This is a genomic window from Vibrio sp. 10N.261.55.F4, assembly GCF_041470465.1.
Taxonomy (GTDB): Bacteria; Pseudomonadota; Gammaproteobacteria; order Enterobacterales; family Vibrionaceae; genus Vibrio; species Vibrio crassostreae_C.
In genome coordinates, this window is sequence record NZ_JBFRMM010000006.1 from 1 (window position 1) to 13,776 (window position 13,776).

The 13,776-nt window shown below is 43.2% G+C and carries 9 protein-coding genes and 2 pseudogenes; 4 read left to right on the top strand and 7 right to left on the bottom strand.

Annotated elements, in window-relative coordinates:
- Positions 1 to 15: 15 nt before the first annotated feature.
- The 3 genes and pseudogenes from AB4249_RS05070 to AB4249_RS05080 form a co-directional block, all read left to right on the top strand.
- Positions 16 to 306 (top strand): annotated as a pseudogene (locus AB4249_RS05070) (OmpP1/FadL family transporter); the annotation flags it as partial.
- A gap of 194 nt (positions 307 to 500) precedes the next feature.
- Entirely contained in the window at positions 501 to 1,808 is a 1,308-nt protein-coding gene (locus AB4249_RS05075; protein ID WP_102333514.1) for an efflux RND transporter periplasmic adaptor subunit, read from the top strand.
- Positions 1,795 to 4,872, top strand: coding sequence for an efflux RND transporter permease subunit (locus AB4249_RS05080; protein WP_372102445.1), 3,078 nt, complete (start codon positions 1,795 to 1,797; stop codon positions 4,870 to 4,872). The genes AB4249_RS05075 and AB4249_RS05080 overlap by 14 nt, the downstream gene beginning before the upstream one ends.
- An 88-nt stretch (positions 4,873 to 4,960) precedes the next feature.
- Here AB4249_RS05080 and AB4249_RS05085 read toward each other — a convergent pair whose 3' ends face one another.
- From AB4249_RS05085 to AB4249_RS05105, 5 genes and pseudogenes are all read right to left on the bottom strand, one after another.
- Positions 4,961 to 5,713 carry a YdiY family protein gene (locus tag AB4249_RS05085; RefSeq protein ID WP_010430032.1) on the bottom strand — a complete coding sequence of 251 codons (753 nt, stop codon included), beginning with the start codon at positions 5,711 to 5,713 and terminating at the stop codon, positions 4,961 to 4,963.
- 191 nt (positions 5,714 to 5,904) lie between these two features.
- Positions 5,905 to 6,800, bottom strand: a pseudogene (locus AB4249_RS05090) (hypothetical protein).
- 275 nt (positions 6,801 to 7,075) lie between these two features.
- Positions 7,076 to 7,366 (bottom strand): putative quinol monooxygenase, encoded by a 291-nt coding sequence (locus tag AB4249_RS05095; protein WP_065584768.1) that lies wholly within the window; start codon positions 7,364 to 7,366, stop codon positions 7,076 to 7,078.
- A gap of 192 nt (positions 7,367 to 7,558) precedes the next feature.
- Positions 7,559 to 8,929: an endonuclease/exonuclease/phosphatase family protein gene (locus AB4249_RS05100; protein ID WP_372102447.1), complete on the bottom strand. Its 1,371-nt coding sequence runs from the start codon at positions 8,927 to 8,929 to the stop codon at positions 7,559 to 7,561.
- Between the two features lie 279 nt (positions 8,930 to 9,208).
- Complete coding sequence (locus AB4249_RS05105) at positions 9,209 to 10,351, bottom strand: fatty acid desaturase (RefSeq protein ID WP_017062601.1); 1,143 nt, start codon at positions 10,349 to 10,351, stop codon at positions 9,209 to 9,211.
- 166 nt (positions 10,352 to 10,517) lie between these two features.
- On the opposite strand from AB4249_RS05105, the gene AB4249_RS05110 reads away from it, so the two are divergent.
- The gene (locus AB4249_RS05110; protein ID WP_017062600.1) at positions 10,518 to 11,063 is read left to right on the top strand and encodes an N-acetyltransferase; all 546 of its coding nucleotides are present in this window, start codon (positions 10,518 to 10,520) and stop codon (positions 11,061 to 11,063) included.
- Between the two features lie 168 nt (positions 11,064 to 11,231).
- On the opposite strand, the gene AB4249_RS05115 is transcribed toward AB4249_RS05110, so the two are convergent.
- Both AB4249_RS05115 and ylqF read right to left on the bottom strand, forming a co-directional pair.
- Entirely contained in the window at positions 11,232 to 12,257 is a 1,026-nt protein-coding gene (locus AB4249_RS05115; RefSeq protein WP_017070587.1) for a GGDEF domain-containing protein, read from the bottom strand.
- A gap of 282 nt (positions 12,258 to 12,539) precedes the next feature.
- Positions 12,540 to 13,484: a ribosome biogenesis GTPase YlqF gene (gene ylqF, locus AB4249_RS05120; protein WP_086714176.1), complete on the bottom strand. Its 945-nt coding sequence runs from the start codon at positions 13,482 to 13,484 to the stop codon at positions 12,540 to 12,542.
- Positions 13,485 to 13,776 lie beyond the last annotated feature (292 nt).

Below are 13,776 nucleotides of genomic sequence, written 5' to 3' on the forward strand. Positions count from 1 at the left end.
TGATTTAGGAAACAAAGCCTGTCGAAAGACATCGTTCTACGAGCGGGTTACATGTACGACATTTCCCCAACTGACGAACTCACATCGCTCTCTATTCCTGATGTTAACCGTCACTGGCTCACGGTCGGAGGGACATATAACTTCACCAATGCCAGTTCTGTGGACGTTGGAGTCGGATTTATCATCGGAGAATTACAAGATATTGACGAAAACCTGACGACGATTCCAGGAACGAGTTCCAATATAACTGCTGATGTGACTGCCGATGCTCTCTTGCTTGGTGTTCAATATCAACATCGTTTTTAACTTTTACTTTGGAGTTCAGAACGTAAAAATTTAGGAATCATATAAAAATTGTAGGGCTCGACAGTGAGTTGAGCCCTTTTCTCATTATTAGCTGTTTTAGCATTATTTAAATAGCTGGAAGCTCATTAAGTAAGAAATAGCTGCTTAGAAAAACGTTTTAATTCAGACGAATTCAACGGTTATGGTTATTAAAAATGAAATTTACAAAGCTTAGTAAAACAATCTGTTTGGCACTGTTTGCCTTACATATCTCTCCATCGTTTGCCCAAGACTCAAACTTGATTCCTGTGACTATCGAAAAAGCGCACAAACAAGCATTCACATCTTCAATCAACGAGGTTGGCAAAATCAGGGCAACGGATTCTGCTGCATTGACATTCAGTGCCTCCGACAAAATTCTCAACATCCATTTCAAAGATGGAGATTCAGTTAAAAAAGGCGAGTTGATCGCTCAATTGGACAATACCAAAGCGAAAGCCGATCTAGACAAAGCAAGAAGCTCTCTAGCGCTAGCAAAGTCGAAATTAAAGCGAGTACAAGAATTACTAAAGAAACAGCCCGACTCTATGTCTCAACAAGATGTGGAAGAACTGGGAGAGCAGGCGAATCTAGCAGCAGCGGATTACCGACAGAAAGAAGCGCTGATGAATGACTATTTATTGGTAGCGCCATTTGATGGGCAGTTAACTAATTTTACCCACTCAGTGGGCAGTAAGATTGATGGCGCAACCGCGTTGGTGAGTTTGATTAAACTCGATCCTGTCGAAGTTCAGTATTCGATTGGACAATCGGATTTAGGCAACGCAAAACTTGGGCAGAATGTCTCTATCCAAGTTGATGCTTTTGTCGATGAAGCGTTTTCTGGTGTGGTGGATTACATTGCGCCCGCGGTTGATGAGAGTTCAGGTCGCGTAGAAGTACACGCGCACGTGACCAATCCAGATCATCGCTTAGTTCCGGGCATGTTTGCCAAAGTAAGCCAAATGACGAGCGAAGACACGACTCAAATGGTGGTTTCCCAAAATTCCGTTCAAGCAAAAAATGCACAACGTTTTGTATGGATTGTGAATGGCGAAAAAATCGAGCAACGCATTGTTGAATTAGGCGTGAATACTAACGATGGGTACGTCGTTGTAGAAAGCGGGTTGAAACTGGGTGATCAGGTCGTAGTGACGGGACAACAGAACCTAAAGAAAGCGTCTCTAGTTAAGGTAATGAACCCTAATGCGGAGCAGAAAACGGTTGAGTTAATAACGGAGCCAGTAGATAAAGTGGTCACTAAGCAGACCGTTCAGCACGAGGTAGAAAAGACCGAAACACAGATTGATGAAGCACATCCGGTTGAGCCTTCGGTTGATTGGACGGAAGCAACAAAAGGTGTAGACGAAGCGATCAATGAAAATAGCGAGCAAGCAGAGACTAGCGCGACTGTTGAGCCGTTATCGAGCGAAACCCACAGCAAGGAAGCCGTAACAAAGGAGAATCTGAATGAAGCTTCCTGAGATTTGTATCAAGCACCCTGTGTTTGCGTCTGTTCTGAGTATCACCATTGTTTTGCTTGGACTTTTGTCGTTTCAAAAGCTCTCAATCCAATACTTTCCTGAACATAAAACACCTTCAGCAACGGTCACTGCTGCGATCAATGGTGCCAGTGCTGAGTTCATGTCGCGCAATGTGGCAGATAAACTGATCACGGCGGCAACGGGCTTAGACAGCGTGAAAACCATGACGACCGACTGTCAGGAAGGAACGTGTAATCTAAAAATCATCTTTGAAGATGACATTAATGACGTCGAATACACGAGCTTGATGAACAATCTGCGTAGCAGTGTTGAAGCGATTGGTGATTTCCCTCCTAGTATGACGGATAAGCCAACGGTAACGGATGACTCTTCTGATACCAGCATGCCGAGTAACATCATCACGTTTGTGAATACCGGCAAGATGTCTAAGCAAGACATGTATGACTACATTAGCCAGCAAGTCGTGCCCCAGTTTAAGCACATACAAGGTGTGGGTGGGATTTGGGGGCCGTATGGTGGCAGTGAAAAAGCGGTTCGTGTGTGGTTACAACCTGATCGAATGATGGCGCTTAACATGAGTGCGTCAGACGTGGTCGGTACATTAAGCTCATACAACGCGACGTTTACCGCGGGTACTATCAAAGGTCAGGTGCGAGATTTCTCCATTAACCCAGTCAACCAAGTGACCAGTGTTGATGATGTGCGAGATTTGGTGGTTCGTGTCGATAACGGAAAAATCATTCGCATTGGCGATATTGCTGAAGTAAAAATGGGTGAGGAGAGCCTTACACCGAGTATTCTTCGTGTTGACGACAACTTAGCTATGTCGATTCAGGTACTGCCACTGAAAAGTGAAAACCCAGTGACGGTTGCCAATAAGGTTAAGAAGCAAATAGACGTGATTCAACCTCAGTTGCCTGAAGGCATTGAGATGAAGATGGTCTACAACCAAGCTGATTTTATTAAAACTGCAATTGACGAAGGCTTCATGACTTTAGTTGAAGCGATTGTTCTGGTTTCAGCCGTTGTCGTGTTGTTCCTTGGTTCTGTTCGTGTGGCTTCGATTCCGATCATTACCATCCCAGTGTGTGTGATAGGTGTATTTGCCGTCATGCATCTACTTGGGTTTAGTATCAACGTATTGACTATATTAGCCATCATTCTTGCAATTGGTTTAGTTGTCGATGATGCCATTGTTGTGGCTGAAAACTGTTACCGGCATATCGAAGAGGGCGAACCCCCTTTTAATGCTGCAATCAAAGGGTGTCGAGAGATCGTTTTTCCTGTGATAGCGATGACGCTCACGTTAGCGGTCGTGTATCTACCTATTGGCCTGATGTCGGGCTTAACCGCCGATCTATTTAGACAATTTGCTTTCACTTTAGCAGCTGCAGTGATCATCTCAGGGTTTGTTGCTTTAACGCTCTCGCCCATGATGTGTGCTTACTTAATGAAGCCAGTTACAAAGCCAGCAAGGTGGTACAAAAAAGTTGATGCGAAGTTGAATGTTCTGTCTGACTTGTACACCAAAGAATTGGGCAAATGGTTTGAGCGTAAAACACTGATGAGTAGTATTGCTTTGGTGTTGATTGCTTTGTCTGTTTTGGCGGTTTGGAAAATGCCTCAAGTGCTACTTCCAACCGAAGACACTGGTTTTGTCGAGGTGACTTCAACGCCACCAACAGGGGTAGGTCGTCAGTATCACCTAGACAACAACGAGCAACTTAACAGTGTGTTCAAAGGTGATCGTTCGGTAGAGGCAAACTTGTCTTACATCGAAGGGACTCCGACCAATCACGTTTTATTGAAATCATGGGGCGAGCGTGACCAGTCAGCTGATGAGTTGGTGAACGAGTTTATCGCTAAAGCGCAAAGTTCGGTCTCTGCTTATGGCATGTCTTTCAAGGTTCGCTCGGCTGATAACTTGAACATTGCCACTAATATGATCCTAGAGTTAACGACGGTTAACCGTGATACCACCGTATTGTCGGAAACGGCGAATGAGGTGGTGGAGGCGCTTGAGAGTTATGAGGGCGTGACCAACATTAAAAATTCGATGTTGCGTGACCAATTGCGTTATGACTTGTCGATTAACCGCAATGCTATCGTATTGTCTGGTGTGGATTACAGTAATGTCACCAATGCGCTATCTACTTTCTTAGGATCAGTGAAAGCGGCAGATCTACAAGCGGATGATGGCTATACGTACCCAATTCAAGTTCAAGTAAATCTTAGTGATCTTGGCGATTTCAAGGTGCTCGATAAGCTGTACGTGGATTCACAGTCGGGTCAAAGGCTTCCTTTATCTCAGTTTGTATCAATCAAGCAAGTGACATCGGAATCTAATTTCAAGACGTTCATGGGTAAAGACAGTGCTGAAATCACCGCGGACTTGATGCCCGGATATACGGCGAGCGACGTGAAGGCATACATTGATGACACGGTACCAAGTCTGTTGAAACCTGCTCAGAGCTACGAGTTCAATGGCGTAGTTAAAGACCTGGTTGATTCAACCGCGGGCGCACAAGTGCTGTTCGTATTGGCGTTGATTTTCATCTTCTTGATCTTGGCGGCGCAGTTTGAAAGCTTTGTTGACCCAATGATCATCTTGCTAACGGTTCCATTGTGTATTGTGGGCGCGATTTTGACGCTTTCGGTATTTGGTCAAAGCCTCAATATTTACTCGAAGATAGGATTGCTGACACTGGTTGGTCTCGTGACCAAACACGGTATTTTGCTGGTGGAGTTTGCCAACGAGAAACGCAAATCTGGCGCGAGTGCGAAAGAAGCGGCGATCAGCAGTGCACGTTCAAGGTTACGTCCAATCTTGATGACCTCACTGACGATGATCCTCGGTTCATTGCCATTGGCACTGGCGGATGGCCCGGGTTCCTTAGGTCGAATCAATATTGGTTTGGTTCTGGTCGGTGGCTTGTCTGTCGGAACTTTTTTCTCATTGTTCTTAGTGCCAGTCGCGTATGTCGGTATGGCGAACCTAAAGCAAATGGATTTGTTGACTCGATTGAGAACGAAACCAGCGTAGCGAGATGTTTTAGGTTTAGCTAGATACTTCAAGGCCCTCATTGTGAGGGCCTTTTGCTGTTGTGGGCTAGATTAAGTGAGGAGAGCGGTTAGAAATCGTAGTTGAGGTTCATTGAGCTGTAGATTTCGGCGTTACTTTGGTCTGATGCGACAGTGGTGTTGTAGATGTATTCTGTATCAAAAGTCAGCGCCAAATTGCCCATTAAGATGTTCTTTAGATAGCCTTTGAGGTTGTAATTGGTGTTCTCTTCACCGTAAGCCATGTTAGCCGTTGCCCCCATAGAAAACGTTTCTGTGATCGTCAAAGAGCCATCAACACTGGCATTCACGATCAGTTCATAGTTCTCTTTGTTCGGGAACTCTTCATCGGAGGATTGGCGTTGACTGATTCGGTAACCCGGACCAGCAGAGCCTTGAAGTTTGATTCTTTCAGTATCATAAAAGTGGCGACCCAATCCTGTAGCCGTTATAAATTGCTTACGATAAGTACCAAAGTGGTCGTGTTCAAAACGTGTTGTCGCGACCAAATAGGTGACTTCGTTCAAGTCATAGCTGATGCCATAGTTGGTGGTATAGCGATTGGTGCCGTCTTCATCGTTTTCAGCATCGGTATAGTAGGTATCAAACTGAACTCGTTGGCCCCAGTTCTCTTTTTTGTATCCAACAGAGATTCCAGAGTTGATCGACAAAGATGAGCTGGTGTTTTGTGAGTAGATAAACCCGAGTTTGGTCAGGGTTGTAAAAGGGGATGCTTGAGCTTCTTCTTGTAAGTCAGAACCTTCGCTTAATACGATGTCGCCCTCGAGTTCTACTTCTTCAACTTCTTCGGCAAATACGGGCATAGAGATAGCGATTAGAACTAAAGGTAGCTTTATTAAGGATCGTGTGTATGAAACTGTGTTGGTTAATGGGCGCGTTGTTTGTGAGATAGCGTGTGTCGACATAATGGTTTGGTATATAAGGTGATTGAACACGATGAACGCAAGGTTAGTCGTGAAGAGTCGTCAATGATTGAATCGAAAATGCGAGTGAGTTACGACGCAATAGGCAAAGGCGAAAAGATCGTTTTTATCGCTGAGAACCCATTACCTCGATGAGGATTAAAATCTTCAATGTGGACAAAGAATTCAAGTGTCTCAGAGGGTTTATCGTCTTCGATTAATAAGAACTCGAGTAGTCCTTGTTCTACATGGCATGAAACGATGGTTTCGCTCGATTGATCTGCTGAAATCTGTTCAACGTTGACCAAGACGCTCGTCTCGGGTAAGACATTGAAAGCATCTTGCGCACATTTAAGAATACAGCTGCACACGTACTCACGATATAAGGTATTGCTTTCATAAAGAGACATCGTTTCAAGCTTTACTTCGCCTTGGCACAATACCTTTTTTCTTTAGGGATCACGTTGTGCTTATTAACCTGAATGTTGATTTCTAACAGGTGACCATTCTTATAGGTATTGAAGTTATGGTTAATCAGTTTGGTGTCGACCACCGCTACGTTCATCAGGTTTTGCTGAGCTTTAGAAAGGGCAGACAACTTTGCTTGGCTATCGTTATTCAAAACGCCTTTCGATAACTGATTGCTTTTTACCCAGTAGCTGTAGTTCTGAACCCAATGTACAAATTCCGTTTTATATTGCTCTATGTCTTTTTCTGCTGCTCGCTCGACATTGCTTGTGAGGGTGTGAAACTTAGACTTGTTACCCAACAGAATATCTAGCCAGTATGGTTTGTATTCATCAAGCGCTTCTATGGCTTTGACTTTATGATCGAATCGAACTGTTGGCATTACTGGTGCAGGTTCTATCGCAATCGACTCCCAATTCATTTTTGGGGTCGGAATGGTATGCACGGATTGGATTAAGTGCAGGTGCTGGTTGAACAAGGTCACTTCACTTACAGCGTCCTCAAGTTGTTTGGTATTCATCTACATTCCTGTCGACTGTTGTTCTTGTCATTTGGCGCTTAGTTTATGTTCAAAGTGCGCGAACAGTATTTAAATGAACGTGAATGATCTTTCGTGAGGTTGCTTGATATTGGTTTAGGAATATTTCGACTGTGGAGAGATTAGCTTCTGTTTATGAGGGAGGAAGCGGCACATCGAGCCTGGCACAAAATGAACTCGAAACAACATGACAGGCAAGAAAAGCGAAACCCTGCGTTGAAAGCAGGGTTTTTATTGAATCAGTACTGAGTGACTGGTTAGGCAATGTGCGTCATTTTGTTAATCACAAAGGTTTCAATACAGTTTTCAGTCGCAGCCATGTACTCGGCGATGTGTTGGCTCGCTAAGTGTTTCTCTAGATGAGCTTCAGAATCCCAGTTCTCATGAAAAACGAAGTGAGCAGGGTTACTGTTATCTTGATGGAGGTCGTAGTTGATACAGCCTTCTTCGGAGCGGGTTTTATCGATCAATTTAATCATCTCTGATTTAACTAGCTCAGTTTTATCTTCTTTAGAGACGATCGTTGCAATAATGGTTAGCTTAGTCATTGTGAATTCCTAGGGCAATAAATCTCTGGGTCCGGGTAATATAAGTATCTATAAACCAAAGAAAAAGATACGATCTATCCAATGACTATGGCTGTTTGTGTCCATAATTCTCTTTGTAATCGCGAGATTTTTAATGAATTACGCTCATAAGAAAGCCCGACACTAAGCCGGGCATTTTAAAAAGTGAATGAATTAGTTACTGAAATCAGCCTTTACCCAGATCATGCGGTGGTCAGATGAAACATCTTTACCGTTACCATAATCACCAATTCGTGAGTCATTGAATAGCTTGCGTCCTTCTTCATAAGAAGCGGCCCAGTAAACACCAGAATCAACGATGTTAAGTGTTGCTGAAGGCAGTGCGTAATCTACAGCAAGTCCAAATGTTGAAGTGATACGGTTCGGTTGTAGGTGAGACGATGATTTATCTACCGCATGTTCAGCTGCGCCATAACTTGTTGGATACAAGCTGCCATTGGTGACGTCTTGGTTAACTAACGAGTCGTTATGCAAATCTTGCATTACAGAGCTAATGCCGTCGCCATCAACAGGATCTAGGTTTTGGTCACCCATCATAACAAAGTGCTTGCCTTGCTCTAGGCCACCTGTTTTTCCAGTGTCATCATAGATGAACGACTTGTTTTGGATGTATTGGTGCCAGAAGTCGACTTCCGCTGCGTTTTGCTCAATGTTCTTACCCACATCAAAAGCTGGAGGAGTAGGGTGTGACATCAACAAGTGAACGGTTTCTGTCCCGTTTTTAGTTGGAATTAGGATCGGCGCGTCAACGTGGTTTTTTGACGATAGACGAACTTCTTCCCATTCAGCTGCTGTGTACCACTCGTCGCCACAGTTCATGCCGACAGGGAACTTACTAGGATCATCACAAACTGTGATTGTTGGGATGGTTGCACCTTCAAGATCTTTCCATTTAAATTCTTGGAATGTGCGAGTGTTGGCCGTGTCTATCTCATATTTAGACATTAGAGCAAACGCATACTGACCATGGTAGAAACCGAAGCCCCACGCATCACCGGGAAGTGTTCCAAAATTACCGTCATTGTCTAAATCAAAACCAAATTCGTTCAACAAACCTGTATTGGTCGAGTAGCTTTCAAAATATGGATATGAAATTGGTTCTAGGTTCGCGTCGCCACCTGCACCTTCGATACTTTGAGCAACAGAAAGGTAGTTCTTCTGGAAGCCTTCGAGCGCTGATTTGTCGGTACCAGTACCATTATTGTTAAATTCAGCCATCATCAGCACATCAGGTCGATTCTTTTGAATCACGGCAGCGACGTTGCGGATCTGGATAACCTTGGCAGCTGTTACTTTGTCAGCGTCATCAATCGTGTTATCCAAATAGTCGGTTACTAGTTTTGTTTGAGCGCTTGGTTCAATCTGCATTTCTGTTACAAGGTCTTCGAAGGTGGCACGATCAAAAGACAAGTTATAAGTCGCGATCTTTACTTCTTCAGGTTGAACGTAATCTGTGTCACTGCTGCAACCAATCAAAAGTGCAGAAGAGATGGCGAAAGCGATAGATGTTTTTAACAATTTCATAAAGTGGGTCCGCTAATTGCTGAAAGAAATTTGGGACGCGCATGTTATGAGATGGATATCATTCTGTAAGTGATTCTTGTCACAGGCAAGGCTCTGAAGTGATATCTTGTTGCATTGAAAATGTGACATTTGGAACTAGTGTCTGTAATTAGAATAAAGACTTAAAATTCATAAATTTAATTAGAACTGTGAATTAAAAAAGCCCTCATAGCAATATAAGGGCTTCAGAATAAGAATCAAACTGTGTTGTTATTGGTGTGTTAAGCGTATTTTTTTGCTTTAAGCATATTGTTCCACTGTCATCGCCCAATTTTTCTTCTGTTGTTCGAAATTCATTTTGATTTGCTGATAACGAACCTTAAGAACAGAGTGTTCGTACTTCTTCACAACGTCTTCGCGCTTGCTTTCAAGTAGCTGTTTTTTAACTTCGTAATATTCGTTCATGTTTGATACTAGAGCATCAAACTCTTGTTGAAGCTTCTCTGCGATTTGTTGCTTGTCGGCACGATGCATGATTTTTTGCTGGGTGCGTTTAAGTAACATTGACGCTTCAGCTTTCTCAATACGAGCTTGAGGGGTTTTCTTAAGCTTACTTGCCAGTCCCATCAACGAAGCACTCTTAATCAACCATTTTGTTGGATCGTATTGCCACCAGTAGATGCCGTTACGGTAGTCGTTCTCAAAGATGTGGTGGAAGTTGTGGTAGCCTTCGCCGAAAGTGAGTACTGCTAACACACCGTTATCACGCGCTGTGTTTTTGTCAGTAAAAGGTTGGCTACCCCAGATGTGAGCAAGAGAGTTAATAAAGAATGTTGTGTGGTGGTTAAGTACCAAACGAACTGCACCTACGATTAACAACATGCCAATCACGTCACCGTAAATCACGCCTAAAGCGATAGGAACACCGAAATTCATTAGTAATGCTAACAGAACATAGTGCTTGTGCTGCCACATAACAATCTTATCTTTTTTAAGGTCACGGCAGTTTTCGTAGTTTTCGTACATTGAGGTGCTGTAATTACGAATCATCCAGCCAATGTGTGAGTACCAAAATCCACGTTTTGCAGAGTATGGGTCTTTGTCGTTGTTATCGACATGCTTGTGGTGAACACGGTGATCAGAAGACCAGTGTAGCGCGCTGTTCTGCAGGGCAAATGCACCACCTAATGCAAACAGGAATCTTAGGCTTGAATGCGCTTCAAACGCTTTATGTGACCATAAGCGGTGATAACCTGTCGTGATTGAAAGGTTACAGAACGTAAAGCAGATTGCTAGCCATATCCAGTGCTCCATGCCATAGCCAAAAAAGTAGCCATAAACGGGAGCCGCTACAACAGCAAGCAGCATACTAAAAGAGAACACAAAAATATTGAGCCAGATTAATGGCGGCTTTTTTGTAGATTGTTTGTCGGCACTATTCATTAGCAAATTTCCATTGGGCTTACATCTGTGCGCTAGAATATCAGCGTACACGTGTAAGTCAATATTGAAAGTGTAAACGTGTATTAGTATGTTTTGCTTAAATATTGTATAAAGGTAGTGTGAAATGTAGTAGCAAGTCATAAATGGAAGTACTAAGGGCTAATAAATGGAAATTAAGGTAGCTGAATATAAAGATTATGAGCGGATTGCCCAATTACACGCGGATAGCTGGAAGCTATATTACCGTGGCATTCTTGCTGATGATTACCTAGAACATGATGTTTTGGAGGACAGATCTGTTATTTGGCAGACTCGTTTGATTAATCCTCCTTTCAACCAACATGTTTTATTGCTTGAGGAAGGCGGTTTACTGGTTGGTTTTGTCTGCGCGTTCGGTAATCACAACTTTGAGCGTGGTACGTTCATCGATGCGTTACATGTAGATAATAATTATCGTGGACGAGGTGTAGGCAAGCGTCTGTTGTCTGAATTGTCGAAGTGGTTGCAGCAATACTATTCGGACTCAGGGCTTTACCTAGAGGTGATGTCTGAGAACCACCAAGCGATTGCTTTTTATCAGGCGATTGGTGGCAAAGAAGAACTAGAGCAAGTTTGGAACGCACCATGTGGCAGCCAAGTGAATGAAAAAGTGATTTCTTGGAGCTCTCCCGTTGAACTTGAACAGAAAACAGCGAGCGTTGTGTATTCTTAGTCGATTCTTGTTGAATACTGTTTTTTGCTGAGTAGCAGGTTCTTAACGAAGCTATTTTAAAGCAGAAGAACAAAGACAAAAGCCCCGAGTATTAAGTTGCTCGGGGCTTTTTTGATTGAATTAGTGGTCGTTTTAATGATTCGCAAAGATGCGTGAAATATTGGGCGATTAATCACACCATGTGATCTTATTCCTACCGCCTTTTTTCGAAATGTAGAGTGCTTGGTCAGCGTCGTCGATAAGCTGCTCGACAGAACCAAGGGCTTGAGGGGCATGTTTCACACCGATTGAAATTGTTACTTCTAATCTAAGGCGAGTAGGGGATTCTAAAAGGGCATTAACCAGCGATTCAATTGAAGCCTCGGTTTCTCCTTGGACCAGCACCAAAAACTCTTCACCGCCGTATCGAAAGCAGTTACTGCTAGTCGGTAGTCGTTTTTGAATCTCATCGGCCAGTTCTTTAATCACCATGTCACCCATTTGATGGCCGTAGGTGTCGTTAATCGATTTGAAATGATCAATATCTATCATGAGCGATGTAATGGATCGCTGACGGTCTATGCTCGGTTCTATCACCTGATGAAGATAAAGGCGGTTGTAGCAGCCCGTTAGTGCGTCTTGATAGGAAAGGGCCTCGAACATATTAGATTGCTTGCGAAGCTGAATCGCTTGTTTGCGGAGTTGCTCGGATTGAGCGAAACGTTTGTGTACTTCCAGGTCACGTCTAACACAGGCCGCTGAGATTAGGATGTAAGCCGAGATATAAACGGAAATTGTTTCTATTTCATGCTCTGGCTCCGCTTCATAAAGCAGTGGCGCAAGGCCGATGAGATAAGCCAAAAAGATAAACGACAGCGTAGATATACTGTATCTGGCTGACAATCTTGAAAACGTACCAATGTAGATCATCACTAAAATGATGCCACCTTGGTAATCGAAGTTGTTCAGCTCGATGGCTAGTCGACCGACATAGACCAAGAAAAGTGAGCTAATTACAAGGAAGGCACTTTCTACGAGTTCCAAAACGTTGGGTTTGTTTGTAATACAGTATCTGGCGGCGGCCATCATCAATAAAAAAAGTATGACTCGGAAAATGATAGGCGTAATGCACTCGCTACCAAAGTGGATGTAGTCGGTGACGATAAAAGCACAGAATATTGAGATAGGGATGTAGATGAAATTTATGTACGGCAAATAAATTTCATTATCGAAATAGGTTTTAAATCTTTGATTCTTGAACCCAGAATAAGAGCGCATTGAGAAATTAGCCGAGATTGATACACAATAATTTGCGTAGTATGTCACAGTTTTTGGGATTGTAAACGACCATTTCTATAGATTTGTCAGTATGTTAGCTAGATCAACAAACGGTAGCGGGCAATATTCACGCTCTATTATCGATAGAGCGTGAATATCTAGAGGCTGGTGTAAGAGTGGTAAACAGAAATTAAAGCAGATTATAAAAACTAATCGCGATTAACGCTTGTTCTTCAGGTAACGCTTACGACGCTCTTCTTTTTTCTTAATCTGTTGTTCCGCTTTCAGCGCAGCCGCTTCTTCAACTTCGATCAGCTCTTGTGTGATCATTTCTGGCAACTCAAGCGTTACCTTACCTAAAGTGCCATTACGCAATTCGTGAAGCAGGATTTCTGAACATTTGTGAATGTCGATATGACCACCGGCACGAAGTGCACCACGCTTACGACCAATTGCTTCCATCAATTCGATGTCAGACTCTGGCAGCTCTTCAATTTGGTAACGCTCTTGCAAAAGGTTAGGGTACTGCTTTGCTAGGTATTCTACTGTGTAGAATGCCACTTCATCGTATTCCATTGCTGTATCTTTTACAGCACCTGTTGCAGCCAAGCGGAAGCCACTGTGTGGGTTTTCTACTTTAGGCCAAAGGATTCCTGGAGTATCTGAAAGGATCACGCCATTTTGCAGATTGATACGTTGTTGGCGACGAGTTACCGCAGGTTGGTTACCAGTAACCGCAATCGTACGTCCAGCCAAGCAGTTGATGATGGTCGATTTACCCACGTTCGGGATGCCCATGATCATTGTACGAATGTTTTTGCCCATCTGTTCACGGTGCGGTGCCAGTTTACGTACCAGCTCCATAACGTGGTTAACTTCTTCTTTTACGCTAGTCGTAATCGCAATCGCTTTAACGCCTTGCTCCTTCTCGAAGTGCTCAATCCAACGTTGAGTCAGTTCAGGATCTGCAAGGTCACGCTTGTTCAGCACTTTTACACAAGGCTTATCGCCGCGCAGTGAAGAGATCATTGGGTTTTCACTACTGAACGGGATACGAGCGTCCAGTACTTCGATGATCACATCAACTTGTGGGATAACTTCTTCGATTTCTTTGCGGGCTTTATGCATGTGACCCGGAAACCATTGGATTTTACTTGCAACCATATGAAAAATATACCTTTTGTTTTTATGGTAAATCTGATGGGGTATCAGGTGGGGTACCAAAAGAAAAAATCAGATAGTGGGGGGACTAGAAGTATTTTTACGACCACCTTAAGCCCCATCAACATTGTTGTGATCATTTTAACACTTTAACTGTTTGGACGAAAATCATAGTCAATTTAATAAATTTCACTTAGGTAGGTGGAAGCTGTCTGCGAAATACATCATTCTACTTGAACGGGTTCAGCTCATCAGATTGTTGGTTGGGCGTAACTGGAGTCCAGACTAAATTTTA

Excerpts from the sequence above, each read along its gene's own strand:
- AB4249_RS05085 (WP_010430032.1), bottom strand. The coding sequence starts at position 5,713 with ATGCCCGTATTTGCCGAAGAAGTTGAAGAAGTAGAACTCGAGGGCGAC.
- ylqF (WP_086714176.1), bottom strand. The coding sequence starts at position 13,484 with ATGGTTGCAAGTAAAATCCAATGGTTTCCGGGTCACATGCATAAAGCC.
- AB4249_RS05075 (WP_102333514.1), top strand. The coding sequence starts at position 501 with ATGAAATTTACAAAGCTTAGTAAAACAATCTGTTTGGCACTGTTTGCC.
- AB4249_RS05105 (WP_017062601.1), bottom strand. The coding sequence starts at position 10,351 with ATGAATAGTGCCGACAAACAATCTACAAAAAAGCCGCCATTAATCTGG.
- AB4249_RS05080 (WP_372102445.1), top strand. The coding sequence starts at position 1,795 with ATGAAGCTTCCTGAGATTTGTATCAAGCACCCTGTGTTTGCGTCTGTT.
- AB4249_RS05110 (WP_017062600.1), top strand. The coding sequence starts at position 10,518 with ATGGAAATTAAGGTAGCTGAATATAAAGATTATGAGCGGATTGCCCAA.
- AB4249_RS05100 (WP_372102447.1), bottom strand. The coding sequence starts at position 8,929 with ATGAAATTGTTAAAAACATCTATCGCTTTCGCCATCTCTTCTGCACTT.
- AB4249_RS05095 (WP_065584768.1), bottom strand. The coding sequence starts at position 7,366 with ATGACTAAGCTAACCATTATTGCAACGATCGTCTCTAAAGAAGATAAA.